The sequence below is a fragment of the Serratia sp. CoH_134_PS_4 genome (assembly GCF_058190535.1).
In genome coordinates, this window is record NZ_JBXWKI010000008.1 from 137,393 (window position 1) to 164,322 (window position 26,930).

The 26,930-nt window shown below is 54.0% G+C and carries 18 protein-coding genes; 13 read left to right on the forward strand and 5 right to left on the reverse strand.

The features are described 5' to 3' along the window. Nucleotides 1-212: 212 nt before the first annotated feature. The 3 genes from AC2FCQ_RS14475 to ssuD are packed head-to-tail and all read right to left on the reverse strand — an operon-like array spanning nucleotide 213 to nucleotide 3,874. The gene (locus AC2FCQ_RS14475) at nucleotides 213-1,613 is read right to left on the reverse strand and encodes an FAD/NAD(P)-binding protein (protein ID WP_490308548.1); all 1,401 of its coding nucleotides are present in this window, start codon (nucleotides 1,611-1,613) and stop codon (nucleotides 213-215) included. Further along, nucleotides 1,606-2,697: a dimethylsulfone monooxygenase SfnG gene (gene sfnG, locus AC2FCQ_RS14480; RefSeq protein WP_209632285.1), complete on the reverse strand. Its 1,092-nt coding sequence runs from the start codon at nucleotides 2,695-2,697 to the stop codon at nucleotides 1,606-1,608. The genes AC2FCQ_RS14475 and sfnG overlap by 8 nt, the downstream gene beginning before the upstream one ends. A 16-nt stretch (nucleotides 2,698-2,713) precedes the next feature. Beyond that, nucleotides 2,714-3,874, reverse strand: a complete 1,161-nt coding sequence (ssuD, locus tag AC2FCQ_RS14485; RefSeq protein ID WP_404760086.1) for an FMNH2-dependent alkanesulfonate monooxygenase — start codon at nucleotides 3,872-3,874, stop codon at nucleotides 2,714-2,716. A gap of 273 nt (nucleotides 3,875-4,147) precedes the next feature. On the opposite strand from ssuD, the gene AC2FCQ_RS14490 reads away from it, so the two are divergent. From AC2FCQ_RS14490 to AC2FCQ_RS14500, 3 genes are all read left to right on the forward strand, one after another. Beyond that, complete coding sequence (locus tag AC2FCQ_RS14490; protein ID WP_490308547.1) at nucleotides 4,148-6,034, forward strand: sigma-54-dependent Fis family transcriptional regulator; 1,887 nt, start codon at nucleotides 4,148-4,150, stop codon at nucleotides 6,032-6,034. Nucleotides 6,035-6,273: 239 nt separating this feature from the next. Beyond that, on the forward strand, nucleotides 6,274-7,173 hold the full coding sequence (locus tag AC2FCQ_RS14495) for a M60 family metallopeptidase (RefSeq protein WP_490308546.1): 900 nt from the start codon (nucleotides 6,274-6,276) through the stop codon (nucleotides 7,171-7,173). 306 nt (nucleotides 7,174-7,479) lie between these two features. Beyond that, nucleotides 7,480-10,746, forward strand: a complete 3,267-nt coding sequence (locus AC2FCQ_RS14500; RefSeq protein ID WP_490308545.1) for a right-handed parallel beta-helix repeat-containing protein — start codon at nucleotides 7,480-7,482, stop codon at nucleotides 10,744-10,746. A gap of 597 nt (nucleotides 10,747-11,343) precedes the next feature. On the opposite strand, the gene AC2FCQ_RS14505 is transcribed toward AC2FCQ_RS14500, so the two are convergent. Beyond that, on the reverse strand, nucleotides 11,344-11,544 hold the full coding sequence (locus AC2FCQ_RS14505) for a hypothetical protein (RefSeq protein ID WP_490308544.1): 201 nt from the start codon (nucleotides 11,542-11,544) through the stop codon (nucleotides 11,344-11,346). Nucleotides 11,545-11,946: 402 nt separating this feature from the next. Between AC2FCQ_RS14505 and atzF the strand changes: the two genes are divergently transcribed. The 8 genes from atzF (at nucleotide 11,947) to urtE (ending at nucleotide 23,880) form a co-directional block, all read left to right on the forward strand. After that, a complete protein-coding gene (gene atzF, locus AC2FCQ_RS14510; RefSeq protein WP_490308543.1) occupies nucleotides 11,947-13,815 on the forward strand; it encodes an allophanate hydrolase in 1,869 nt (622 codons plus the stop codon). 88 nt (nucleotides 13,816-13,903) lie between these two features. Next, nucleotides 13,904-17,527 (forward strand): urea carboxylase, encoded by a 3,624-nt coding sequence (uca, locus tag AC2FCQ_RS14515; RefSeq protein ID WP_490308542.1) that lies wholly within the window; start codon nucleotides 13,904-13,906, stop codon nucleotides 17,525-17,527. Between the two features lie 53 nt (nucleotides 17,528-17,580). After that, complete coding sequence (locus AC2FCQ_RS14520) at nucleotides 17,581-18,276, forward strand: GntR family transcriptional regulator (RefSeq protein ID WP_490308541.1); 696 nt, start codon at nucleotides 17,581-17,583, stop codon at nucleotides 18,274-18,276. Nucleotides 18,277-18,381: 105 nt separating this feature from the next. Then, nucleotides 18,382-19,650 (forward strand): urea ABC transporter substrate-binding protein, encoded by a 1,269-nt coding sequence (gene urtA, locus AC2FCQ_RS14525; protein WP_209632293.1) that lies wholly within the window; start codon nucleotides 18,382-18,384, stop codon nucleotides 19,648-19,650. A 63-nt stretch (nucleotides 19,651-19,713) separates the two neighbouring features. Then, nucleotides 19,714-21,294, forward strand: a complete 1,581-nt coding sequence (urtB, locus tag AC2FCQ_RS14530) for an urea ABC transporter permease subunit UrtB (protein WP_209632294.1) — start codon at nucleotides 19,714-19,716, stop codon at nucleotides 21,292-21,294. Continuing rightward, a complete protein-coding gene (gene urtC / locus AC2FCQ_RS14535; protein ID WP_209632295.1) occupies nucleotides 21,294-22,370 on the forward strand; it encodes an urea ABC transporter permease subunit UrtC in 1,077 nt (358 codons plus the stop codon). The genes urtB and urtC overlap by 1 nt, the downstream gene beginning before the upstream one ends. Continuing rightward, entirely contained in the window at nucleotides 22,367-23,173 is an 807-nt protein-coding gene (urtD, locus tag AC2FCQ_RS14540) for an urea ABC transporter ATP-binding protein UrtD (protein ID WP_265556300.1), read from the forward strand. Before urtC ends, urtD begins: the two co-directional genes overlap by 4 nt. Before the next feature lie 8 nt (nucleotides 23,174-23,181). After that, nucleotides 23,182-23,880 carry an urea ABC transporter ATP-binding subunit UrtE gene (gene urtE / locus AC2FCQ_RS14545; protein WP_209632297.1) on the forward strand — a complete coding sequence of 233 codons (699 nt, stop codon included), beginning with the start codon at nucleotides 23,182-23,184 and terminating at the stop codon, nucleotides 23,878-23,880. 269 nt (nucleotides 23,881-24,149) lie between these two features. Here urtE and AC2FCQ_RS14550 read toward each other — a convergent pair whose 3' ends face one another. Then, nucleotides 24,150-24,413, reverse strand: coding sequence for a type II toxin-antitoxin system ParD family antitoxin (locus AC2FCQ_RS14550; protein ID WP_490308540.1), 264 nt, complete (start codon nucleotides 24,411-24,413; stop codon nucleotides 24,150-24,152). A 131-nt stretch (nucleotides 24,414-24,544) separates the two neighbouring features. Here AC2FCQ_RS14550 and AC2FCQ_RS14555 point away from each other — a divergent pair, with 131 nt between their 5' ends. Both AC2FCQ_RS14555 and acpA read left to right on the forward strand, forming a co-directional pair. Next, the gene (locus AC2FCQ_RS14555) at nucleotides 24,545-25,057 is read left to right on the forward strand and encodes a DUF2165 family protein (protein WP_265556303.1); all 513 of its coding nucleotides are present in this window, start codon (nucleotides 24,545-24,547) and stop codon (nucleotides 25,055-25,057) included. A gap of 158 nt (nucleotides 25,058-25,215) precedes the next feature. After that, nucleotides 25,216-26,928 carry an acid phosphatase gene (gene acpA / locus AC2FCQ_RS14560; protein ID WP_490308539.1) on the forward strand — a complete coding sequence of 571 codons (1,713 nt, stop codon included), beginning with the start codon at nucleotides 25,216-25,218 and terminating at the stop codon, nucleotides 26,926-26,928. The last annotated feature ends 2 nt before the right edge of the window (nucleotides 26,929-26,930 follow it).

The following is a 26,930-nucleotide window of genomic DNA, read 5'->3' on the forward strand; positions in this document are numbered from 1 at the left end:
CCGTTTTTAATTGAAACATAAATATAACACCTCTTGGCGTGAGACCTATTATCCAAAAAAAATATGTGCAAGTGGCAGTGATATCACGCAGAAAACGGCACTGAAATGCGGCGAAAGCGCGTGTCCCTTGATCCTTCACCGTTATTAATCCTGTTTCTATTTCTGTACGGGTCATTCGGGGAAAGCGTCAGACATTTTCCCCTTATAACAGGCTAGTCAGGGGCGGTGGGGGCAGCTGTAGACCCCCCCAGTAACTGCTGCGCCAGCGCTTGTGCATGTTGTGCCACTTGGGGTAACCCCATCAGCTCACCGAAACGGCCACGGGCGGCGGGGCCGACGACGTAAAGACGATCGTTGCTCTGATGCTGGCGGTTAATCGGCCGGGAGCAGGCATCGACCCAAATGCCTAATGCCAGCGGATCGGGCTGGATGACCCCTTCAGTGGTGAGCTGCTTTAGCAAAGCATCACTTTGCAACAGCGCGCCGTGCGCCGGGCCGGTTGTGACAATCAGCTTATCCACCACGCGCGTTTGTGTTGTTACATGGCCACGCGCTTTTAGGGTCAGGGCAAGGGCAGCGTTATCCACGGAGACGTGTTTTAGGTTGGCGGCCAGCACCTCGAGTTGCCCTTTTTGCTGCATGCCTGTCAGCACATCGCTGACCTGTGGCGCGATGCGATAACGATGCACGTCCCACCATGGGCGCAGATGGCGCAGAAAACGCCGTTGCTCTTGCAGTGACCACTGCTGCCAAATCTGCTGACCGTTAAGGCGAATGTCATCCAGCACCAATTGCCAGGGCTGATGGTCTGCATTGGCCAGCATGACTTCCTGCCGGACTCGTCGCAACCACCCACGGGCCGTCGCTGCTTGCAGACGTCGGTAATCAAGTTGGCGAGCGGCATAGTCACCGCTCAGGTTTGGACGGGGGAGCTGACCGCGGCGTGAGAAAGCCAGAATCGGTCCACGATGCCCCTGCCGATGCAGCGAGGCAACCACATCGGACATGGTCAAACCGGTGCCGATGATCGCGACCCGGTCATTGTTTTTCACCTCCGCCAGGGCTTCCGTCAACCACGGATTGGCGATCAATCCTGGATGATCTTTCAGCGCCTGTTGAAGCTGTTTCGGTACGGCAGGTGGTGGGTGGCTGATGGCCAGCACCACGTCATCCGCAGGATAGGTATTCCCGGAAGCCGTCAGCACGACACCATGACGCAATGCCACCGCGTACTCCTGGACGTGGACGATCTCTACCGCAGAGCGGGTTAGCGCGCTGGCCAGTTTTTCGGCGATGTAACGGCCAAACTGCCCCCGCTGCGGATAGACGCTGCCGTCCGGTCTGAGCGCCTTTACATCCTGCGTGAAGGCCTCAGAAGCACGGAACCAGCGATCGAAATCGCCTTCTTCCTCGGCGGAAAGCTGCATGCGCGCGGCGGGGACGTTGATGCGGTGTGCCGGATCGCGGGTGCCGTAAGCAACCCCCTGTGCCAACTGGGCGCGAGGCTCAATAATCACCACCTTTAGCCCGGCCGTCCCCTGGCGCACCAGATGGATCGCCAGCGCGGTACCGCTAAAACCGCCACCGATGATAACGATGTGTCGATCAGCCATGACTGGGCACCGGATGCTGTTGGCGCTCCAACTCACGCACCAGCGGGATCACTTCACGGCCAAAGAACGCCACCTCTTCCTGGAAGTGCAAAAACCCCAGTAGCATCAGATCTACACCCGACTGTTTCAGTTCGATGATCCGTTCTGCAATTTGCTGTGGTGTGCCAATCAGGTTGGTTTTGAATCCATCGTTATACTGCACCAGATCCTCCAGCGTTGATTTAGCCCAGTTACCTTCTCCCTCTGGCGAGGCGCTACCGGCATTTTTAACCTCGGATTGAAAACCTTTCACCGCTTCGGGATTGGCATGATCCAGGATGTCGCGCAGTACGCTGTGTGCTTCCTGCTCAGTTTGGCGGGCAATAACAAACCCATTCACGCCGATCCTCACCTTGTGGTGGTTTTCTGCGGCCTTGAGCTGAATATCCTCAACCTGCAGGCGGATAGCCTCTGGCGTATTGCCATTGGTAAAATACCAGTCAGAGACCCGTGCCGCCATATCGCGCGCGGCTCTTGAGCTACCACCCTGGAAAATTTCCGGTTGTGGGTCAAGCGGTTTCGGTTTCAATGAATAGTCGCGAAAGCGGTAAAAGTCGCCGGCAAAGGTGAAGCTCTCTTCCTGCCAGATGCCCTGCAGGCAACGGATAAACTCCTCAGAACGCAGATAGCGTTCTTCATGATCCAGCCAGGGTTCACCAATGGCTTTGAATTCGCCGCGGAACCATCCACTCACAACATTAATCGCAATACGCGCGTTGGACAGGTGGCTGATGGTCGCGATCTGCTTGGCCGCCAGCGTCGGATTCCACGGCCCTGGCAGCAGCGCGGCAATCACCTTGAGCTTCTCGGTCGCGGCCAGCAAATCTTGGGAAAACGTCACCGACTCATGTTGGTTATCGGCGCCATAACCGGCGGTAAAGCGGATCTGCGTCAGGGCATAGTCAAACCCGGCGTGCTCGGCAATTTGTGCAAGCTTACGGTTATAGGCGGCATCCCAGTGGGTGCGCTGAGGGATCTGGCTGATCACCAGCCCGCCTGACACGTTAGGTACCCAGTAGGCGAACTTAATTGGCTCATTACTCATAGTTTGCTCCTCAGTTTCACTGTTTCACCGGACGACGATCGCCACCGATGGTCTCGCCAAATGGCCCGGTGTTGACCCTGCGCTGACGTTTCGCGCTGTTGCCTGCCAGGGGTAATAGCGGCATCACCAGTTCGGCAAATCGATGCGCTTCTTCCAGGTGCGGGTAGCCCGAGAAAATAAAATGGGTGATGCCCAATGCCTGATATTCACGGATGCGCTCTGCAACCTGTTGTGGATTACCGACCAGTGCTGTACCAGCGCCGCCCCTTACCAGTCCTACACCAGCCCACAAATTGGGCGCGATACGTAAACTCTCTTTCGAACCGCCGTGCAGAGCACTCATTCTGGCCTGCCCGGTAGAATCCATGCGTGAGAAGATTTTCTGCGCGGCTGCGATGGTGTCATCATCCAAATGGGCAATCAGTTTGTCGGCCGCTGCCCAGGCTTCCTCTTCGGTTTCCCGTACAATGACGTGCAGACGAATGCCATACTCCAGCGTACGGCCCCGCGCTTGTGCCCGTTGACGGACCACGGCAATTTTCTCTGCCACTTGCTCAACCGGCTCTCCCCAGGTCAGATAGGTATCAATCTGGTTCGCCGCGACTTCCAGTGCGTCTTCAGAAGAACCGCCAAAAAACAGCGGCGGCCCGTTTTCTTGCACCGGCGGGAACAACACCTCAGCACCTTCTACCCGCAGATGCTCCCCCTGGAAATCGACTTTTTCTCCCTTTAGCAGGCGGGAGTAAACCGACAAAAACTCACGGGTAACCTGATAACGTTCGGCGTGGCTTAGGAAGATGCCATCGCCTTTGTTCTCCACGGGATCGCCACCGGTGACCACATTGATCAACAGACGGCCTTCTGAAAGGCGATCCAGCGTGGCGGCCATGCGTGCGGCCAGGCTCGGGGGTTGCAACCCAGGGCGCACGGCGACCAGATAGCGTAGGCGTTTGGTGAGAGGGGCGAGTGCGGCAGCGACCAGCCAGGCATCCTCGCAGCTTTTGCCGGTGGGGATCAGCACGCCGTAATAGCCCAGACTGTCGGCGGCCAGCGCAACCTGCTGTAAATAAGGTAAATCTACTGCTCTTCCGCCTTCTGTTGTTCCCAGATAGCGGCCGTCACCGTGGGTGGGTAAAAACCAGAATACGTTGATGTTGTTCGCCAGCTCTTCGCGCATTATCCATTTCCTATATAACGATATCTCAATTTATTTCATAGAATGTTTAATCTTGGTTATAAACAGATAAGCAGGAAGCATGCCAAAAACAGATTCCTATTTTTGTGTTATTTATCAGATTGTTAATTTTTTCATTGGGCCGGAATTATGCTGCAAATGCAGCAGTGGTTGGCGCTTTGCTGCTGCATTTGCAGCAAAGCGGGCATTTCACCCCTCGTTATCCCTGGCGTCTGAGGGTATGGTTTCCATTCAACTTCCTTAAAGGTCACCAGCATGCAAGCCTCCGGCCCGCGGTTAATCGATCCTGCTTCTATCGCCTTCCAAAATGTTTTGGATCGATTGGCTCCGACAGATGCCACAGTGCTTATCGTTGGCGAAACCGGCACGGGCAAAGAGGGGGTGGCGCGTTATCTTCATCATCACAGCCCGAGACGTGATGGCCCCTTTCTGGCGGTGAACTGTGGGGCCCTGACCGAGAGCCTTGCCGAGTCGGAACTGTTTGGCCATGAGAAAGGGGCTTTTACAGGGGCCGTTGACCGCCATCAAGGGTGGTTTGAGGCGGCGGAAGGCGGCACGCTGCTGCTGGATGAAATCGGTGAATTGAGTCTGCCGTTGCAGGTAAAACTGCTGCGTGTTTTGCAAGAACGGGAGGTGACCCGTGTCGGCTCTCGCCGGCCGGTAAAGGTCAATGTCCGGGTCGTGGCCGCCACGCATGTGGATCTGACTAACGCCATCCGCGAACGCCGCTTTCGTGAAGATCTCTATTATCGGCTGAATGTGGCTGCGGTTGCTCTGCCGCCATTACGCCAGCGGCGCGGGGATATTCCACTGTTGGCTGAGCATTTCCTGACGCTATACGCACGGCGGCTGGGGCGGCTTCAATTGCGGCTCAGTGAAGAGGCACTGGCAACCTTAATGAACTATTCATGGCCAGGGAATATCCGCGAGCTGGAAAACACCCTGCACAATGCGGTCCTGCTAAGCAAAGAGCCACTGATTACGCCACAGCAGCTAAGGCTGAGTGCTGAAAACGTCGGTTCACAGATTTATGGTGATGATTCACTGGATGTGTTTCTTCGCCAGCAGCTTGAGGGCAATGACAGCTCTCTCTATCAGAAGGTGCTGGATTCGCTGGTGCGCAATGCTTTTGAACTGAGCCAGGGCAATCAGTTGCAAGCGGCGACGCTGTTGGGGATAAGTCGTAATACGTTGCGTACCCATTTAGGGCATCTTGGTCTGATTAAGGCCAGGCGTAGTGCAAAAGGCGGGCGACCAAGCCCCGCCCCGCGTGCCGGTAGCAATGAACGCGAGCTGCGTATTGGCTATCAGAAATTTGGAAACCTGGGGATCCTCAAAGCACGCCAGTCGCTGGAGGCCCAGTTTGCTGACAGTGGAGTGAGTGTGTTGTGGAGTGAGTTTCCTGCCGGCCCTCAGTTGCTGCATGCCCTGGCTAACCGCGACATCGACTTTGGCACCACCGGTGAGGTTCCGCCGTTATTTGCGCAGGCCGGCAACAACCCGTTGTTATATGTTGCCTGGGAACCCGCAGCGCCACAAAGCGTGGCATTGCTGGTGGCTCACGATAGCCCGATCCAGACTCTGGACGATCTGCGCGGGAAGCGGATTGCGGTCAACAAAGGCTCCAACGTCCATTATCTTTTGCTGCAACTGCTTGATGAGGCAGGGTTGACGCTGGAAGACGTGCGGGTGGTCTACGCACCGCCTAAATACCCGCTAACCCCCAGCGATCATCATGCTGTGGATGCCTGGATGATGTGGGATCCCTTGTTGAGTGATGCCGAGCATGGTGGCCAGTTTAGGGTTATCGCCAATGGCGTTGGGCGGGTGAGCAACTATCAGTTTTATCTCGCGCACCGTGACTTTGTCAGGCACTCTGCCGATCTACTGCATGGGCTGATGGCCGCGTTGGAACACACCGGCCACTATATTGACGCCCACCGTGATGAGGCGGCGGCACTGTTATCGGTTGAATTGGGGTTGGCGACGTCTTCGCTCACCCATGCTTTGGCCCGTCGTAGCCATCAAACCCGTCGGATGGATTTGAATATTATTCGCCAGCAGCAGGCCATCGCCGACCGTTTTTATGCTCTGGGGTTGCTGCCACGGGCAATTAACGTTCGCGAGGCCGTCTGGCAATGATGTGGTCATGCTTATCAGAAGAAAAGACGCAAAATGACGTTCAGTTTTACACTGTCTCTCTCTGGTTTTATTGAGGCTAATGTTATTCATTTATACTGAAGCGCAGGGATATATTATCAACAATACGTCTGTTTTTGTTGTGTGGTGGCTCAGCCATGCCTCGCTGTTCGTTCTTACGATAATTCCCGGTTAATTTCTCATGGTCAGTGATATGAAAAACCACTGTGAGGAATTAAAAAATGCCAACTATCGCGCAATCAAAATCACTTTATACGTTGCCAAGACCGGAATGGTTAGATGCAGCGGGAATGAGTAAAGGGATTGGTCACGATCGTCAGCATCTGGGGATTATTCTCCCTGCGGGGCAGGTGTTGCGCGTACGCCAGACTAATACTGCATTTACCGCGAAGCTAAAGCTGCGTTTGTTAAATGATGATAATAAAACGGAGGCCGAATTCAACGTGGGTAGCGAGTGGGTTGAAGCACGTGTCAATGCCGTCTCGGTGCCTTTTATTGATACGCCTTATGTCGCGGGCGCGCCCGCCGTGGAGTTCGACTCCCCAGAGACGGCCAAAGCCTTACCAGTCTACCGCAAAGGTGAAAATGAAGCGGCATTTTTTGCGCGTTGGGATGCGCAGGATGCCGAATTTTCGCTCGTTGATTCCGAATATGCCACGCTCTTGGTCCCTAAAGTCAGTAAAAATGATTTGAAGTCGTTGGGAGAAGCAAAAAATATTGACGGCCTGATCGCCTATGACGAACGTATCTTCACATTTTATAATGCGCTGGCAGGCATTTCTTTTGAGGCTGAAGAAGATTCGAGTCGTAATATAAAAAACAGATATTTTATTAAGGCTGATAAAAATGGAGCAGGCGCAGCGTATTATGGGGGCAGTTGGACCGCAGAAAGTACCCCGTCAGTCAGCAGCTTCTGGTTGACGGCGAAAGATAATAACTGGGGTAGCCTGCATGAAATTGCCCACGGCTACCAGGGGCACTTTAAGGGCGATAAATTTTTTCCCACCGGTGAAGTGTGGAACAATATTTATGCCGCCTGTTTTCAAAGTGTGATGTTGGGTGTACGTAAATACCAAGAAGGCTGGCTGTATAATTACGGCAATATTCTTTCTGTTGAATAGCAAATTACCGACTATATCATTCAGGCTAAACCGCTCAATCAGTGGGATCTGCGTTCTAAACTGTATTTTATCGTATTGATGGTTGAGAGGGCCGGGCACAACGCCTTCGCCGCATAAAATAAATAACACAGTGCTGTTGATTAAGGCGTAATCGCAAGATTGCGCCTTTTTTCTTTCTGTCCCTGCAGCATGTTGTTGTATGGGCCACCAGCCATCAGCATCAGATTGTGATCGCACCGCCTGCCCAGTTACTTTGTCATGGTTCGTTCAATGTTGATTATAACGTAAACCATAAGGAGTCACTCAATGACTAGAATTTCAAGAGAAGAACTATTGGTTAAAGCAAGCACTGCTGCTATTGACGATAATAACGTCAGCCAATCTGATTCAATACAGGGGACAATTGATTCGTATAAACAAACTGAAGCAGCAACCAATAAGAATGAAGAAATGTTAGGAGATAATATGAAATTAGTAAGTGATGACAGTGGATTACCTGATGAAATTTTAGAGTATACGCCTGAACAGTTTGGTGCTGTAGGTGATGGTGCGTCTGATGATAGTATCCCTTTAAAAACGTTGTTAGCTAAAGTTGCTATTGAATCTGCTAAATCTATAAACAAGATCCAGATTAGAATGGCAAATACTTATAGATTGACTTTGGGGGATTTGTGGCAACCATTACAGATTCCAAGTAACTGTCATATTTATGGTGGTGGTGAAATTCATCTAGATGATGATACACCTCAAATAAGTATTTTTAACACGGTTGAACAATCTAATTTTATTGTGGAGGATTTAAGAGTAACGAGAAAGATTACAGAGAAAGATGCTGATCCTATTTGGTGGTATGCTACTCGTGCTTGTACAGGTATGGCTTTCTTGAAATGTGAAAATTTCACTGTGAGAAATTGTGTTATCAGTATGCATACTGATGCCTTAGGTCTTTCTGATTGTACTTCTGTTACCATCGAAAATAACCTTTTTAAAGATTTAGGCGAAGAGCCTATGGCTATTCGTGGAGGTCGCTACATCACGGTGCAGAATAATGAAATGACTAATCACCAAGGTGATGGCATTCTTCTTAAAACTGGTGTTAATAGAGATGCATACGACATTTTTATTATAAATAATCACATTCATGATGGGCATAAGCCATCTAAACCAGCAGGTGCTGGACATACTCAAAGAGGCGGTGGGGTGACTTTAAATAATGAAGTTACTGGAACGCTTTATTCATTTACTAATCTGACAATTGCTAATAATCATATTGTTAATACTAGCTATGGTGTTTCACTATGCGGTATTAGTGATGTTAGTATCTCTAATAATTACATAAAAACTATTGAGAGGTTTGGTATTCAAATTGATTACTCTCTAGTAAATAACCCGACAAAAATTAAAACTCAGAACTCTAGGATTGTTGGGAACCATATTGAAGATACCATTGAAAATGGTATAGACTATCATGGTGACTCTAATATTTCTGTAACTGAATCTGTTATTTCTAATAACTTCTTGAGCTCTTGTGGTACGTCGGGTACTTCATCTTTTAATGGTATTGCAGCAACTGAAGCTACTATTACTGGTAATGTTATTAATAACTGTAAGGTTGCTTTGTTTACAAATAGTTGTGTTATCACCGGAAACAAGATTACAGACTCCGGTCTGACCACGACTCAGATATGGATTAAACTATATGGCGAACGCACAGTATTCTCAGGAAATAAAATTTCTGACTCTGGATTTGGTTATATCAGGTTCTTAAATGGGGCAAATTCCATTATTGAAGGGAATGTTATCCAACTAGCTTCGCCTATAAGAGCACTTGAATTAGGTGGTGCTTTTAACGAAACGACTATCATTGGCAAGAACTCTTGGGATTGTGCTTTTAAATCTATCACTTCTACCATAGCGGGAGTGGTTGGCAATAGACTAATTCAATATACATTTCCGAATGAGGGGGTTACTCAAATTACTCCTCAGATGTTCGGAGCTAAGGGGGATTGGGATGATACAACGGGCGTAGGGACAGATGATACTCAAGCATTTAAAGATGCTATCACATACGCAATTAATCGAGGCTACAAGAAAATCTATGTTCCTGCTGGTAATTATTATATTACAGATACTTTAAATCTGGGTGGTAGTAATTATACTGGAGACAAAGGGGTCGCAGTAGAAGGTGAAAATTGGATTAGTACAAAATTCTTCTTTAAGCCTACGTCCAACGATCACGCTTGTTTTGAGGCTAAAGGCGGCTCAGGTATTCACACAAATAGATATATAAGTGATTTAACTATTACACCGATTAAAGGTTATTTATATACGGGCATTGGTTATAGAATCAATGGTTCTTGCTTTATGAGGCATGAAAGGCTTCTTATTATGAAGTTTTTTGTTAATTTACATCTGTTGAATGGTTATGCTAGAGCATTCACTGAATTTGTAAGCTTCCATTCTTGTAGGTTCCATAGAGGTCTATCTAATATATTAATGGAGAGTAATGGAGGCGATGCATCCTTCCACGGAGTAGGTTTCCATGAAATTCAGTGTCAGATTAAAATTTCTGGTGATCCGGGTGATGGTGGTATAAACACAGATGCTGGTGTTGGTTTGGAGTTGAAAGGAAACACAAACAGAGCTAGATGGTACAATGGTTTCTGTTATATACATATGTTTGGTGGAGTTGGAGCTACAGCAATAAAAGTCACCAAGACTAACACAGATAATCTATTAGGTCAGTTTACTTGTGAAGGCGATACCATTCTTCAGAGTGATGGAAGTACCTTTGAGTTTAGAGGCGGTTACTATAATGTTAACAACACAACTTATAACGTAGCGGCAGAGCCGGAAAACGGTATTGCCGCGGCATTTGTGTTTGATAACATGATGAGCAATACTTTAAAGTTTACAAACTCATCAATCTCTGACATTGCCCCAAGGCAACTTCCTTGGTCTTTAGCCGATAGGGCCAGTAATGGCTCTTTTCCTGCTATTTTTCATGGGATAAAGGCTGACTCAGATAGCTTATTCTATGCGGCAAGGGGAGGTAATACTAACTATCATTACTTTGGGGGGATCTCTCCGGGGAATAACCTTCAAGGATTTGAACCAGGGATCAGGTTGGCTCAGGATGGGGCTTCTTTAATCAGCTTTGCTCCTAAGTTTACCCTCGGTGCTAATAACAATACTACCGCCAGTGGCGTGAATATTTCTCCTGCGGATATATCACCGCAGAAAGATATTGCTACTTCTTTAGGACAGCCTTTATTCAAATGGAATGGCTTATACACAAAGCAACTAACGGTCTCTGATACTGGTGTTTATCCGTCGGGAAATGGAGTTTACCCTATTGGTGGGGTAACTAATCAGTTCTCTTCTGGTCATATAAAGGTATTAAATATTTATGACTCTGCGAATGTTAACGGTAATCCAGTTGGCGTAAGAGTTGCGATTCCTGCGTCTTCGACAGCAAATGGTAAAGTGGGGCAATGGTCTGCCGACTCAGCGTTTTTCTATGTATGTACTGCGGAAAATACCTGGAGGCGAATTGCTTTAACTACTTGGTAAGGATATTTAACTAGATATGAATTAATAGGTGAGTGTTTGTTAAAATAACTCAGGTATAGCAGTTCACGATTGTATTAGTGATGTCTTAAATAAGTGATTAGGTTATGTGTGGATTCTATGCCTTGGACATGTACTCGATGTTGTGAAAATTATCACGAGGAATGCAATATGCCGACTTCCACCAAACCTGAGAAATGTTCTATATTGCCCCGGTCGGTATGGCTGGATACGGCAGGAATGAATAAGAGTATTGTCTACGAACGTCAAACTTGGGTGCAATGTTTACCGTCGACCTGATTAAGAAGAACCTTACCGTGATGTTGGGAGCAGGGATTGCCCACCATTATATCCTCAGACAGCGATTCCTTCACCAGCCTTGCAGATGAAGGAGGTATTGCGCAGGCAAGGCTAAAGCAAATCGCTGATTAAAAAACGGTGCAGTGGCAAAGATCACTGCACCGTTGTTCATATTATTCACCAGCAGCAGGCGATAGCCGATCGTTTTATGCCTTTGGACTATTGCCACCCGCGATGAAAGTCCGCGAGATAGTATGGCAGTAAGATTTTCCCTTTAGGCTCTATACCCTGAGGTCTAACCTAGGATGCATCACGTACCAGAATATTTGTTGGCGGATGCAGACTGATGCAGATCTGCTTTCCTACTGGTGTTTGCCGGTATTCGTTGAGTATGGTGCGGATGTCGTCGTCCAGATAATTAATCCCTTCGCAATCGATAATCACCGTGCTGTTGGACTGCCCAACTGCGGTTTTGACCAACAAATGATTAAGTGATGTCATGGTATGGCTCCTTGGAAGGGGGTTAGCAGCGAAACAGAACGGTACTGACGCGCAGGCCACCGCCGTTACCGCCGCCGCAAGTCAGTAAGTTAATGGCTTGCGTCGTGTTGTTTGGCAAGGGCATCCAGTTGGCTTGTCTCATCGTCGGGAGATACAACGTTGCGTGACAATGAAACAGAACAATTTTGTGGTTAATTCAACGCGCTCAGGTTGCGACACAACAAACACTAAAATAGAAGCGTTGCTGCACCTTTTTTGCTCGCCAGTTGTGCGTCGTTGGTGCAGGTTTTTTAATCTTTAGCCATAAGTTTCAATTATAACTTATTGGAATCAGCCAATTAAAAATTGGCACGCCAGTTGCTCTGGTGAATCCCATCTTGTGTACTAGATGGAATTCAGCCAATGACCCAGTCTGTTAACCTGCGCGGTTTCACCCTTACTGAATGGCAGCATCATTATCACACCCACTCGGCTGGCGAGCGGATGGCTTGTGTGCGAGCCACGTTGGCCGCATTGGTTGCGGGCCTGCCGACAGAGGATAACGCCTGGCTGTATCTTGCCGATGCGGCACAACGCGAGGCGCAATGCCAACGATTGGCGCAGCAGCTTGAAGCCGTTGCCGGCGATATTAGCCGCCTGCCGCTGTTTGGTGTGCCGTTTGCTGTCAAAGACAATATCGACGTTGGCGGCTGGCCGACGACCGCAGCCTGCCCGGAGTTCGCTTATCAGGCGGCAGCTGACGCTACCGTCGTCGCCAATCTGTGCGCAGCGGGTGCCATTGTTATCGGCAAAACCAATCTTGATCAGTTTGCTACAGGCCTGGTAGGCACCCGCTCACCGCATGGCGCGGTGGTTAACAGTTTCGATAGCCGCTATGTCAGCGGTGGCTCCAGTTCCGGGTCGGCCTCGGTGGTGGCTCGCGGTTTGCTGCCGTTCTCACTGGGTACCGACACGGCGGGTTCCGGGCGTGTGCCGGCAGGGTTCAACAATATTGTTGGCCTAAAACCCACCAAGGGATGGTTGTCGAACCGTGGCGTCGTCCCCGCGTGTCGGTTGAATGACACCGTCTCGGTATTTGCCCTGACAGTGGCGGACGCCGCGCTGGTGGCTGAACTGGCGGGGGGTTATGACCCTGCCGATGCTTACTCTCGCACTCATCCCCAGACCGCCCCGGCGGATCTTCCCGCTGCCCCCCGTTTTGCGGTGCCTGCCCAGCTTGAGTTTTTCGGCGATGTACAAGCCGAGCAGGCATTTCAACGGGCGTTGGTGCAGTTGCAACGCTGCGGTGTAACGCTGGAAAGGCTCGATTTTACGCCGTTTCGTGTCCTGGCAGAGCAGCTGTATTACGGCCCCTGGGTGGCGGAACGTACCGTCGCGGTCGAAGCCATGCTGAGCGCTGACCCGCAGGCCATCAACCCGGTGGTTCGCGGTATCGTCAATAACGGCCTGAAGTACAGCGCCTGTGATGCTTACAAAGCGGAGTATCTCCGTGCTGAATTAGCACGGCAGATCGGGCAACGGCTTGCCGCCTTCGACGCGCTAGTGGTGCCGACTTCACCGACCATCCGCACCTTAGCGGAAATGGAACAAGAACCGGTGTTGTTCAATTCGCAATTCGGGACCTACACCAATTTCACCAACCTGGCCGATCTGAGCGCACTGGCACTGCCAGCACCGATGCGTGATGACGGTTTGCCTGCGGGAATCACACTGGTCGCGCCTGCCTGGCACGACCGGGCGCTGGCAGCGTTCGGCCTGCGCTGGCAGCAGGCACAGGATCTGCCGCTTGGTGCGACAGATCGCTTGTTGTCTCCTTCTCAACCTTTGGCGTCATCGAGCCAGCATGTGCGTGTGGCGGTGGTCGGTGCGCACCTTAGCGATATGCCCCTGAATTTCCAGCTCACGCAGCGATCGGCGACCTTCGTAGAGCACACCACCACCGCACCTTGCTACCGCCTCTACGCGCTGGCCAATACTCAGCCGCCCAAACCGGGGTTGGTTAAGGCTGAGCAGGGGGCGGCCATCCGCGTCGAGCTGTGGGATATCCCGTTGGCACGCTTTGGCGAGTTCGTGGCGGAGATCCCCGCACCGCTGGGCATTGGCACGCTACTGCTGGCGGACGGACGTCGGGTGAAAGGCTTTATCTGCGAACCCTGGGCGCTGCAGGGCGCCATGGACATCACTGAATTCGGCGGTTGGCGCAACTATACCCTTCATCTTTCAAACCGTGGCGTTGTTGGCTGCGCAGACACACCCCAGTCACTTCCCTGAGTGAGCGTCTGGGGGATGTCCCTGTTTGCGCCTGGCCACAGCCTGAAAGCTATTGGGTATCGCTCTTTGGTCCTATGAGGAATACATCATGTTTACTACCGTATTAATCGCCAACCGCGGTGAAATTGCCTGCCGCGCGATCCGCACCCTGAAGCGTTTGGGGGTCATCAGCGTAGCGGTATACTCCGACGCCGATCGCAATGCGCCGCACGTAACAGAAGCCGATCTGGCGGTGCCACTCGGCGGCGAAAAGGCGAATGACAGTTACCTGTGCATCGACAAGATCCTGACGGCGGCGAGAGAAACTGGCGCGCAGGCGATCTACCCCGGCTACGGCTTTCTGTCTGAAAGCGCGGAGTTTGCCGAGGCTTGCGAAGCGGCGGGCATCGCGTTCATTGGCCCAACTGCGGCGCAAATTCGCGAGTTTGGCCTGAAACACCGGGCGCGTGAATTGGCGGCGGTGGCACAGGTGCCGATGACGCCAGGTACCGGTTTGTTGGGCAGTATTGAAGAGGCGATTAACGCCGCCAGAGATATTGGCTATCCGGTGATGCTGAAAAGCACCGCGGGAGGGGGCGGTATCGGCTTGACGCGCTGCGATGATGAAACTGCGTTGCGTGAAGCCTACGACAGTGTGAAGCGGCTGGGCGAGCAATTCTTCCGTGACTCTGGGGCGTTTATCGAACGCTTTGTCGATCAGGCACGCCATGTCGAAGTACAGATCTTTGGCGACGGCCAGGGCTGGGTGGTGGCACTCGGCGAGCGCGACTGTTCTTTGCAGCGACGCAACCAGAAGGTGGTGGAGGAAACCCCCGCACCGAACCTGCCGGCGGCGACCCGTCAGGCGTTACATCAGGCGGCGGTGGCACTGGGGGCCTCGGTCAATTACCGCAGCGCAGGCACCGTAGAGTTTATCTACGACGGTGCGCGCGACGAGTTTTATTTCCTTGAGGTGAACACCCGTTTGCAGGTGGAGCATCCCGTCACCGAGATGGTGACCGGGCTGGATCTGATTGAGTGCATGTTGCAGGTGGCAGCGGGTGACGCGCTGGATTGGGCGGCGCTGCAACGACCACCGCAGGGCGCGTCTATTGAGGTCCGTATTTATGCGGAAGATCCGCTGAAGAACTTCCAGCCTAGCCCAGGGGTTTTGACCGACGTGTATTTCCCGGCGTCTGTGCGGGTTGACGGCTGGGTGGCTACCGGCAGTGAGGTGTCAGCCTTTTACGATCCGATGATCGCCAAGTTGATTGTTCATGGGGACGATCGCCAACAGGCGCTGGAGAAAATGCGGGTAGCGCTGGATGCCACCCGGTTGCACGGCATTGCCACCAATTTGGATTACCTGCGGCAGGTGATCGCGACGGCCGAATTCCAAACCGGCAGCGTGTGGACCCGAATGCTGGACAGCTTCCGCTTCCAGCCCAGCAGTATTGAAGTGTTGCAACCGGGCACCTACAGCAGCGTGCAGGATTACCCAGGACGCCTCGGTTATTGGGATATCGGCGTACCGCCATCGGGGCCGATGGACGATTTTGCCTTCCGGTTGGCGAACCGCATCGTTGGCAACCACCCCAGTGCTGCCGGGTTGGAGTTTACCCTGCAGGGCCCAACCCTACGCTTCCATTGTGACGCCACCATTGCCTTGACCGGTGCCGACTGCCCGGCAGATTTGGACGGTGAAGCCTTGCCCTATTGGCAGCCGATAACCGTTAGGGCGGGGCAAGTGTTACGGCTTGGTCGTGCTCAGCACGGATGCCGCAGTTATCTGGCGGTACGCAACGGCTTTGACGTGCCGGTGTATTTAGGGAGCCGTTCGACATTCGCACTGGGGCAGTTTGGTGGGCACGCCGGGCGCACCTTGCGCGTGGCAGATATGCTGACGGTATCTCAGCCGGCGCTGGCGGCCTCTACCACTCCGGCACCGATCGCCGCACCGCAGGCAATGGATGACAGCCTGATCCCGCAGTACGGCAACGTGTGGAACATTGGCGTGCTGTATGGTCCTCACGGCGCACCGGACTTCTTTACCCCAGAATCTATCGACAACTTCTTTGCTGCCGAATGGCAGGTGCATTACAACTCCAACCGACTGGGCGTGCGCCTGTCCGGGCCGAAACCCGACTGGGCACGACAAGACGGCGGCGAAGCCGGGTTACACCCGTCCAACGTACACGACTGCGAATACGCTATTGGCGCGATTAACTTCACCGGCGATTTTCCAGTGATCCTGACCCGTGACGGGCCCAGCCTCGGGGGATTTGTCTGTCCGGTGACTATTGCCAAGGCTGAGTTGTGGAAGGTCGGTCAGGTGAAGCCGGGCGACCGCATCCGTTTTCATCCGATCGGTTTCAAACAGGCGCAATCATTGGAGCAGGCACAGCTCGGCAGTATCGAAGCGTTGGCCGCAGTGAAGGCCATTACTCTGGCACCGCCGGATCTGACACCGGGTATCACCGCGTCCGCCACGATTCTGGCGGCGTTACCGTCCACCGACAGCCGTCCCGCAGTGGTTTATCGTCAAGCCGGGGATGGCTACATTTTGCTGGAGTACGGTGACAACGTGCTCGATCTGGCACTGAGGCTGCGCATTCATCTGCTGATGCAGTCGCTTAAGCAGGACGCGATCCCCGGCGTCGAGGAACTGTCACCCGGCGTACGATCGCTGCAAATTCGTTACGACAGCCGCACCCTTGGCCAAGCCGATTTACTCCAGCGCTTGTTGGCGCGTGAAGAGACTCTGGGTGATATCAGCCAGTTGAAGGTACCGACGCGCACGGTTTATCTGCCGATGGCGTTTGAAGATTCTGCCACGCTGGGGGCGGTGGAGCGCTATCAGCAGACGGTGCGTTCATCCGCGCCCTGGCTACCCAACAACGTCGATTTCATTCAGCGCATTAATGGGCTTGGCACCCGTGAACAGGTGCGCGACATCATCTTTGACGCCAGCTACCTGATCCTCGGGCTGGGTGACGTTTACCTCGGTGCGCCGTGCGCGGTCCCGATCGACCCGCGCCACCGCTTGCTCAGTTCCAAGTACAACCCCGCGCGTACCCATACCGCCGAGGGCACGGTCGGCATCGGCGGCATGTACATGTGCATCTATGGCATGGACTCACCGGGCGGCTATCAACTGGTTGGCCGCACGCTGCCGATCTGGAACAAATTCCTCAAAAACCCTCAGTTCAACCCTGGTGAACCCTGGCTGCTGCACTTCTTCGACCAGGTGCGCTTTTACCCGGTCAGCGAACAGCAACTGGATGAACAACGCGAGGCTTTCCGTGAAGGGCGCGCTCAGATCCGCATCGAAGACAGCGTGTTTGATTTTGCCGAGTATCGCCGTTTCCTGGCGGATAACGCCGCGGATATCAGCGCCTTCCAACAGCGCCAGCAGCAGGCGTTTAACCACGAGGTGACGCGGTGGCAGGCTGAGGAAGGGGAAGCCGAGGCACAGCTGCTGCCGCCACAGGACGATGAAGAAGAGGTCGATGGGTATCTGGTGAGCGCCGATCTGAACGGCAACGTGTGGAAAATTTTGGTGGAGCCGGGCCAAACCGTGGAAGCCGGCCAGCCGCTGATTGTGGTTGAGGCAATGAAGATGGAGCTGGCGGTCACTGCCCCGCGTGCCGGCGTCATTAAGCGCATCAGTTGCCGGCAGGGACGGCCGGTGGGGCCGGGTGATGCACTGCTGTGGTTGGAGCATGCCAGCTAGCCATCTTTATTGATCGCGGGGCGTGGCACGCTGCGCCCGCAGAGAGGAATGTGATGCAAATCATTAATAGCCGCAGTAAGGCGCGACCAGAAGGGTTGGCGGAGCGCATCTATCTCCAGCTCAAGGACGATATTTTCGATTTCCACCTGCTGCCGGGGGACCGCTTTAGCGAAAACGAGGTTGCACAACGGATGGACGTCAGCCGTACGCCGGTGCGGCAGGCCCTGTTTTGGCTGGAGCGTGAGGGGTATGTCGAGGTGCATTTCCGCAGTGGTTGGCAGGTGCGGCCGTTCGATTTTGCTTACTTCGAAGAGCTGTATGACCTGCGCATTGTGCTGGAGTGTGAGGCAGTCAAACGCCTGTGCGCGAGACCTGCGGGGACAATGCCGCTGCAACTGGAGGGGCTCACCCGCTTCTGGATCGACGAGCCGCGGCTGGAAGACGGCAAGACGGTTTCGTTGCACGACGAGCAATTTCATATGGCGCTGGTGGACGCGGCGGGCAATGGCGAAATGGCGCGTATTCATCGCGACCTGACCGAGAAGATCCGCATTATCCGCCGGCTGGACTTCACCCAGACAAGCCGGGTTGAAGCGACCTACAACGAACATGCCGCCATTTTACGGGCGATCCTGCAACACCATACCGGGGAGGCGCAAATGCTGCTCACTAATCATATCGCCGTCAGCAAGGCTGAGGTACGAAAAATAACGCTGCACATGCTGCATCAGGCAAGGCTTCAGCAATAACCCCTCAGTCTTTCGTGCTGCGGCGGGTCATGCTGCAACTCGACATCAAGAGGGGCGTTTTTCTTAAAGAAGGTTGGTTTTCTAACATTCACCGGGAGTTTGAATATGAAACGTCGTCACTTTATAAAAGCGTTTGCGCTGTCTGCCACCATGGTCGGAATGGGAATGGCCTGGAGCGCACAAGCCGCCGACACCATTAAGGTCGGTATCCTCAGTTCGCTGTCCGGCACCATGGCCATTTCTGAAACGCCGCTCAAGGACGTGGCACTGATGACCATTGATGACATCAATGCCAAAGGCGGCGTTTTGGGTAAAAAACTGGAAGCGGTGGTGGTTGATCCGGCCTCCAATTGGCCGTTGTTTGCCGAAAAGGCACGTCAGTTGCTGAGCCAGGATAAGGTGGCGGCGGTGTTTGGCTGTTGGACCTCGGTGTCGCGCAAATCCGTGCTGCCGGTATTCGAAGAGCTCAATGGCCTGCTGTTCTACCCGGTGCAGTACGAAGGGGAAGAGATGTCGCCCAACGTGTTCTACACCGGTGCGGCGCCTAACCAGCAGGCGATTCCTGCGGTGGAATACCTGCTGAGCGAAGATGGCGGCTCAGCCAAACGCTTCTTCTTGTTGGGTACCGACTATGTGTATCCGCGTACCACCAATAAGATCCTGCGTGCCTTCCTGCATTCGAAAGGCATTCAAGATAAAGATATCGAAGAGGTTTATACGCCGTTCGGCTATAGCGACTACCAAACCATTGTCGCCAACATCAAGAAATTCTCTGCCGGTGGCAAAACGGCGGTGATCTCCACCATCAACGGGGACTCCAACGTCCCGTTCTACAAAGAATTGGCTAATCAGGGGATTAAGGCCACCGATGTGCCGGTGATTGCATTCTCGGTCGGGGAGGAAGAGCTGCGCGGTATCGACACCAAACCGCTGGTCGGCAACCTGGCAGCCTGGAACTACTTTGAATCAGTGGATAACCCGACCAACAAGCAATTCGTCAGCGAATGGCGTGCCTATGCCAAGGCACACAATCTGCCGAACTACGCGACCGCGGTGACCAACGATCCGATGGAAGCCACCTATGTCGGCATCCATATGTGGGCACAGGCGGTTGAGAAGGCCGGCACGACTGACGTTGACAAGGTGCGAGCCGCCATGGCCGGACAGACTTTCGCCGCGCCGTCGGGCTTTACCCTGACCATGGATGCCACCAACCACCATCTGCACAAGCCGGTGATGATCGGTGAGATCGAGGGCAACGGTCAGTTCAACGTGGTATGGCAGACCGATGCTCCGGTACGTGCCCAGCCGTGGAGCCCGTACATTCCCGGCAATGACAAAAAACCGGATTACCCCGTAAAAGGCGGTAAGTAATGCCTGGCCCCCCGTGATGGCGGGGGGCTGACTGAGCTATGCCCCATTGCGACGAGACATCTGATGAAACCTTTATCTTCAAACCCACTCAGGCATCTGTGGTTATTGCTGTGCTGCCTGCCCATGTTCGCGCAGGCGGGCCCAGCCGATGATTTTGTTGCGGCCAGCCGCACGCAGCAGGCCAAATTATTGCAGGCCTGGGCGATCGCGCCGGACGCTTCGCGCTTGCCGTTACTGCAGGCGCTGAAGCAGGAAAACGTGGTGGTCGACGAGGCTAAACATGCCTTTGCTCAGCAGGGCGATCGTTATCAGCCGTTGGACGGCTCCGCGGCCCCGACCGGTGTGCCAAAGAAAGTGTGGCTGAATAACCGCCTGCGCATTCTGATCGCCAACGCGCTGTCGGCCCACCGGTTGGTCAGCGAGGATCCTGCGCTGCGTTTGCAGGCGGCCCAGGCCTTGCAGCGTGAAGCGCAAAACGATCAGCTGCCGTTGCTGAGCCAGAGACTGGCACAGGAGAAAGACAGCCGGGTGCACGAGGCGTTAAGCATTGCGTTGGCTAATCTGCAACTTGCCGATAGCGATGCCGGGGTGCGCCTTAATGCGGTTCGGTTGCTCGGCAGTTCGGGCGATCCGGAAACCCAGACGCGGTTACAGGTAATGACTGACGCCACCCATGAGCCGGATGCCGCCGTGCGTGCCGAAGCGCTGAAAAGCCTGAGCAGCGTGAAACATCGGCTGATGTTAGGCGATCTGATCGGCCAGGCGTTTACCGGGCTGTCACTGGGGTCGATCCTGTTGCTGGCGGCGCTCGGATTGGCGATCACCTATGGCTTGCTGGGGGTGATCAATATGGCGCACGGCGAAATGCTGATGCTCGGCGCTTACTCGGCTTATCTGGTACAGGGGGCGTTTCAACAGTTCGCACCGCAGTGGCTGGCGCTGTATCCGCTGGTGGCCTTGCCGGTGGCGTTCGCTATCACCGCCGGTATAGGTATGGTGCTGGAACGCACGGTGATCCGCCATCTTTATGGTCGGCCGTTGGAAACCCTGCTGGCGACCTGGGGGATCAGTCTGGTGTTGATCCAAGGGGTTCGGGTGTTGTTTGGCGCACAGAACGTAGAGGTTGCCAACCCGGCCTGGCTGTCGGGGGGCATTCAGCTGTTGCCGAACCTGGTGCTGCCCTGGAATCGCATTGCCGTGATCCTGTTCGTGGTACTGGTGTTGGTACTCACCTGGCTATTACTGAATAAAACTCGCCTTGGCATGAACGTGCGCGCCGTGACGCAAAATCGCGCGATGGCGGCTTGCTGCGGCGTGCCCACCGGTCGTGTCGATATGCTGGCATTCGGTTTGGGTTCCGGTATCGCCGGATTGGGGGGCGTCGCACTGTCGCAGCTGGGCAATGTCGGGCCCGAGCTGGGGCAGGGTTACATCATCGACTCGTTCCTGGTGGTGGTGCTCGGTGGCGTCGGCCAACTGGCGGGTACCGTGGTGGCGGCCTTTGGTCTCGGTATCGTCAACAAAATTCTTGAACCGGAGATTGGCGCTGTGCTGGGTAAGATCCTGATCCTGGTGCTGATTATTCTGTTTATTCAAAAACGTCCTCAAGGGCTATTCGCCTTCAAAGGCAGGGTGATCGACTGATGAGCCAACCATTGACTGTAACCGGCGTGCAAAAGGCACCCCGGCTGGCGCTGGGCATCGGCGGGCTGGTATTACTGGCGCTGTTAATCATGCCGTTTCTTGCGCTACTGCCGGCGGATAATCCGCTGGCAATGTCCACCTATACCCTGACCCTGGTGGGCAAAATTCTGTGCTATGCCGTGGTGGCCGTGGCGCTTGATCTGGTCTGGGGTTATGCCGGGCTACTGTCGCTAGGGCATGGGCTGTTTTTTGCCCTCGGCGGTTATGCCATGGGCATGTACCTGATGCGTCAGGCTGCGGGCGATGGCCTGCCGGGGTTTATGGCGTTCTTATCATGGAATGAGCTGCCGTGGTTTTGGAGCGGTACGCAGTATTTCGCCTGGGCATTGTGCCTGGTCGTGCTGGTGCCTGGAGTACTCGCCTTCGTTTTTGGTTACTTCGCTTTTCGTTCAAAAATCAAAGGGGTGTATTTCTCCATCATGACCCAGGCGTTGACCTACGCCGGTATGTTGCTGTTTTTCCGTAACGAAACCGGCTTTGGCGGCAACAACGGCTTTACCGGGTTTACTACGTTATTGGGCTTTCCGATCACGGCGACCGGCACGCGGGTGGCGCTGTTTCTGACGACGGTGGTGCTGCTGGTGGCCAGTCTGGCGATCGGCTTTGCCCTGGCGCGCAGTAAGTTTGGCCGGGTATTGACGGCGGTGCGCGATGCGGAAAACCGCCTGACGTTTTGTGGTTACGATCCAAAGGGCTTCAAGCTGTTTGTCTGGACGCTGTCGGCGGTGTTGTGCGGGTTGGCCGGGGCATTGTACGTACCGCAGGTGGGGATTATCAATCCGGGCGAAATGTCGCCGACCAACTCAATCGAAGCCGCCATCTGGGTGGCGCTCGGCGGGCGCGGTACCTTGGTGGGACCCTTGCTGGGGGCCGGTATTGTCAACGGCGCCAAGAGCTGGTTCACCATGGCGATTCCCGAGTATTGGCAGTTCTTCCTTGGCCTGATGTTTATCGTCGTCACCTTGTTCCTGCCCAAAGGGGTTATCGGGTTACTGCGCAGAGGTAAGTCACAATGAATTCACTGCAAATGACTGACGAACTCTTTACCCAAGCGCTACCGGCAGATAAATACCGCCAGCAAACCGACCCGGTGCTGCTGCTCGACAAGATCAACGTCAGCTTTGATGGTTTTCGTGCGCTGAGCGACCTGTCGTTGCAGATTGGCGTGGGGGAATTGCGTTGCGTGATCGGGCCTAACGGTGCGGGGAAAACTACGCTGATGGACGTGATCACCGGCAAGACCCGCCCGGACAGCGGTAAGGTATTTTATGATCAAACCGTCGATCTGACCGCGCTGGATCCGATGCAGATCGCTCAGGCAGGCATCGGTCGCAAGTTCCAAAAACCCACGGTGTTTGAGGCGCTGACGGTGTTTGAAAATCTGGAAATTGCGCAGAAAACCCAAAAGTCGGTATGGGCCTGCCTGCGTGCCAGACTGAGCAGCGAACAGCGCGATCGTATCGACGACATGCTGAAAACCCTGCGGCTAGGCCACGAGCGGCACCGTCTCGCCGGGCTCTTGTCCCACGGGCAAAAGCAGTTTCTCGAGATCGGCATGTTGTTGGTACAGGAGCCGCATCTGCTGCTGCTCGACGAGCCGGCGGCGGGCATGACCGATGCGGAAACCGAGTATACCGCCGAACTGTTCCGCACGTTGGCGGGCAAGCATTCGCTGATGGTGGTGGAACACGACATGGGGTTTGTCGAAACCATTGCCGACCACGTGACGGTGCTGCATCAGGGCAGGGTCTTGGCGGAAGGTTCATTGGCGCAGGTACAGGCCGACGAGCAAGTGATCGACGTCTATTTGGGGCGCTAGGAGCAGCTATGTTGCAAGTAAACGAACTGAATCAATATTACGGCGGCAGCCACATTTTGCGTGGCCTGTCGTTTGACGCTCATGTCGGCGAAGTCACCTGCTTACTCGGGCGTAATGGCGTGGGTAAAACCACGCTGTTGAAGTGCCTGATGGGCTTGATCCCAGCCAAGAACGGCAGCATAAGCTGGCAGGGCGAGAACCTCAACGGCAAGAAGCCGCATCAACGGGTGCAGGCCGGCATCGCCTATGTCCCGCAAGGGCGGGAGATCTTTGGCCGTCTTACGGTGGAGGAAAATCTGTTGATGGGCTTAGCGCGTTTTTCTGGCGCTGAGGCGCGCAAGGTGCCGGATCACATCTATGAACTGTTTCCGGTGTTGTTGCAGATGAAAGATCGGCGCGGTGGCGATCTCTCTGGCGGGCAACAACAGCAGTTGGCGATTGGCCGCGCGTTGGCCTGTCGGCCACAGCTATTGATCCTCGATGAACCGACGGAGGGGATCCAGCCTTCGGTGATCAAAGAGATCGGCGCGGTGATAAAGCAGTTGGCGGCGCGGGGCGATATGGCGATCCTGTTGGTAGAACAGTTTTATGATTTTGCCGCCGAGCTGGCGGACCGCTATTTGGTGATGTCACGCGGCAGCATCGTACAACGTGGCACAGGCAGCGCGATGGAACATGACGGCGTCCGCGGGCTGGTGGCGATCTGAACGTCGGGGTTATTCGGGTTGGGTCACGGGAATGATGCAATATCCTGATGATCCTTACCGGCTGAGCATTATCCCGGAAATAGATAACATGTTTTCCTGTCGGTAGAGCGCAGAGGTCACTCGCTATTGATTCTATGCGCCTGCCAATTTCAGGTTATCGAATACATCGTGAATATGACTTAGGTCGTCTTCGGCGGCGGCTAACCCGTACCGGGTCAAACCATACACATAAATATCTTCCATATCGGCCAATGCTTTTGGCCTGATCGTTATTTTTCTGCACATCCTTTTGCTTTGCTTCGTATTCTTTCCATGAACACATCAGGATCCCATTCCACTGCGTGCCCGCTGTTTTCACCTTCGGCGATTAAACGACGCAGCTCTTCCAGCGTTGAGGCGGCGGTACGTTCACGCAGGGTGCGTACCGATTCACGGATAACTTCGCTGGGGGTACGGTAGTCGCCGCTAGCGACCAGACCTTCAACAAAATTACGCAGCTCTTCGCCCAGGTCCACTGTTAATGTTCTGCCCATGTTTTTCCCTCCGTTATTCTCTCAATCATTGCAAGATTAGTTCTTACAATATGCACGTTAAACCTGGAGAGCCTAAACTGCGGCAATACAAGGAACTCTTGGTTTTATAACCTCAGAAATTAAGGATAATGATGAACGAAATCACTGTGTCACGCCTGTCTTGCATCCTTCTGTCACTGTTCCCGGCTCTGTGGGGCATCTTCAGCCTGCTGAATAATACTGCGGGTTTCACCGATACGGCCCGCCATGCCGTGGGGCCGTTGCTTACCATGCAGGATACCTACCAGGTGCCCGGCCTGATGTGGCGTGCCGTCACTGCTCCCTGGGCCGGAATGCTCGGGTTGGTGTTTATCACGTTGCTCGAATCCCTGGCCGGGATAACGGCAACATTGGGCATTGTGTTGATGGTGAAACATCTGGGCCATTCTTATGCCGCTTTCGCCAAGGGTAAAGCCTGGGCGATGCTGGGCGCGTTGTGTGCCATTGCGGTGTGGGGGATCGGCTTTATGGTGGTCGCCGGCGACTGGTTTATGGCCTGGCAGGCTAAAGACAGCCCGCTGGCGGTGCAACTGGGTGCCTTGCTGTATATGGTGCCCAATACGTTGGCGTTGATGCTGCTGATGCTGCAACGTGATGCGCGTTAACCGGCGGGGGTGATTAAAACTGCGGCGAAATGCGCGAAAGTGTTGCCAAATGCTAACCTGCCGCAGGTTGTCACATTTCGTTCATAATTCTGTCCTAGCATAATAAACCTTAAATAAATTTATAATAAATCAACAAGTTAATTTTTAAGGGGTTACACATGAGCGATAAACCGCATAACGATCTGCCGCCGTCGGCAGAAGAGCAGGAGCAGCAACCGAGCAACCCGGCGCGTCGCCGTTTTCTTGCCGGCGCCACGGCGTTAGGGGTGGGGGCTTCTATTGCGCCGCTCGCCAGAGCGGCGGCTGACGGCAACAAAAACGTGCTGTTAAACACGCTACCCACCAATGCGCAAAACGCGCTGTTGCGACGACATGTGAAAAATGTGGTGGTGATCTACGCCGAAAACCGCAGCTTCAATAATCTGTTCGCCAATTTTCCTGGGGTAGAAAAACCGTTGTCGGCGCTCAAGCCTGAAGACTACCAGCAGCGTGATCGCGATGGTCGCCTGTTGGATTCGCTGCCGCCAATTTGGAAAGGATTGGTGCCAAAAGCGCAGGAGGTTGGGCATGTTAACTACAAAATCGACGAAAATGCGGTATTTACAACGCAATTGCCGAATCAGCCGTTTGTGCTGATCGGGCCGCAGGGCGAAAACCTGCCGCACGGTGTGGTGACGCGCGACCTGTGGCATGTGTTTTATCAGAACCAGATGCAAATCAACGGGGGCAAAAACGACAAGTTTGTCGCTTGGGCCGATTCTGGCGCCTTAACCATGGGCTATTACGGAGACGGTGCATACAACCTGCGGCTGTGGACCTTGGCTCAGGAATTTACCCTGTGTGATAACTTTTTCCAGGGTGCGTTTGGCGGCTCGTTCCTTAATCATCAGTATCTGATCTGCGCTCGCCCGCCGTTTTACCCCGAAGTGCAAAACTCGGTCGCCAAAGGGGGGGTTGCCCAGCTCGAAAGTGATGATGTGACGGACCCGCGTCTGAAACCGCTGAGTGATTCACCGGTCAGCGCCTCGTTTGGTATCCCCCTGTTTGGCAAGAGCCTGCTGACGCCGGACGGTTATGCGGTCAATACCATGGCGCCGCCGTACTGGCCATCCTGGACTCAAGACGAGAAAGACCCGACGCTGGCGGATGCCACGATGCCGAACGTCATGCCACCGCAGAAACACCCCCATATTGGCGACTTGCTGAGCCAAAAAGGGATCGACTGGGCATGGTATGCCGGCGGCTGGCAGTACGCGTTGGATAACCGTAAGGATCAGGGCGATTTCCCCGGTGCACCGGATTTTCAGTATCACCATCAGCCGTTCAACTATTTTGAAAACCTGGGGCCAGCTAACCCTCAGGCTCGCGAAGCGCATCTGCGTGACGGTGGTATTGGCGATTCTGTTGCCAGCAATAAATTTTTAGCCGCGGTGGAAGCGGGTACGTTACCGCCAGTGGCGTTCTACAAGCCCCAGGGCAACCTGAATATGCACGCCGGTTATTCTGACGTGGAAGCGGGCGATCGCCATATTGCCCATATCATCAACAGCTTGCGTAATGGCCCGCAGTGGGACAACAGCGTGGTGGTGATTACCTTTGATGAGAATGGTGGCTGGTGGGATCATGTGGCACCGCCGCAGGGCGATCGCTGGGGGCCTGGATCACGTATTCCGGCATTGGTGGTCTCACCGTTTTCCCGCAAGGGGTATGTCGATCATGAGGTGTACGATACCGGATCTATCCTGCGTTTAATCAGCCGGGTGTTCGATTTGCCGTCGCTCGATGGGCTGACCGAACGCGATAAGGCGATGGCAGCGCGCAGCCAAAAACCCTTGGGGGATCTGACCAGCGCGCTGGCGTTTCCTGGCTAGTC

Coding starts and splice junctions, on each gene's coding strand:
- AC2FCQ_RS14475 (WP_490308548.1), bottom strand. CDS start 1,613: ATGGCTGATCGACACATCGTTATCATCGGTGGCGGTTTTAGCGGTACC.
- sfnG (WP_209632285.1), bottom strand. CDS start 2,697: ATGAGTAATGAGCCAATTAAGTTCGCCTACTGGGTACCTAACGTGTCA.
- ssuD (WP_404760086.1), bottom strand. CDS start 3,874: ATGCGCGAAGAGCTGGCGAACAACATCAACGTATTCTGGTTTTTACCC.
- AC2FCQ_RS14490 (WP_490308547.1), top strand. CDS start 4,148: ATGCAAGCCTCCGGCCCGCGGTTAATCGATCCTGCTTCTATCGCCTTC.
- AC2FCQ_RS14495 (WP_490308546.1), top strand. CDS start 6,274: ATGCCAACTATCGCGCAATCAAAATCACTTTATACGTTGCCAAGACCG.
- AC2FCQ_RS14500 (WP_490308545.1), top strand. CDS start 7,480: ATGACTAGAATTTCAAGAGAAGAACTATTGGTTAAAGCAAGCACTGCT.
- AC2FCQ_RS14505 (WP_490308544.1), bottom strand. CDS start 11,544: ATGACATCACTTAATCATTTGTTGGTCAAAACCGCAGTTGGGCAGTCC.
- atzF (WP_490308543.1), top strand. CDS start 11,947: ATGACCCAGTCTGTTAACCTGCGCGGTTTCACCCTTACTGAATGGCAG.
- uca (WP_490308542.1), top strand. CDS start 13,904: ATGTTTACTACCGTATTAATCGCCAACCGCGGTGAAATTGCCTGCCGC.
- AC2FCQ_RS14520 (WP_490308541.1), top strand. CDS start 17,581: ATGCAAATCATTAATAGCCGCAGTAAGGCGCGACCAGAAGGGTTGGCG.
- urtA (WP_209632293.1), top strand. CDS start 18,382: ATGAAACGTCGTCACTTTATAAAAGCGTTTGCGCTGTCTGCCACCATG.
- urtB (WP_209632294.1), top strand. CDS start 19,714: ATGAAACCTTTATCTTCAAACCCACTCAGGCATCTGTGGTTATTGCTG.
- urtC (WP_209632295.1), top strand. CDS start 21,294: ATGAGCCAACCATTGACTGTAACCGGCGTGCAAAAGGCACCCCGGCTG.
- urtD (WP_265556300.1), top strand. CDS start 22,367: ATGAATTCACTGCAAATGACTGACGAACTCTTTACCCAAGCGCTACCG.
- urtE (WP_209632297.1), top strand. CDS start 23,182: ATGTTGCAAGTAAACGAACTGAATCAATATTACGGCGGCAGCCACATT.
- AC2FCQ_RS14550 (WP_490308540.1), bottom strand. CDS start 24,413: ATGGGCAGAACATTAACAGTGGACCTGGGCGAAGAGCTGCGTAATTTT.
- AC2FCQ_RS14555 (WP_265556303.1), top strand. CDS start 24,545: ATGAACGAAATCACTGTGTCACGCCTGTCTTGCATCCTTCTGTCACTG.
- acpA (WP_490308539.1), top strand. CDS start 25,216: ATGAGCGATAAACCGCATAACGATCTGCCGCCGTCGGCAGAAGAGCAG.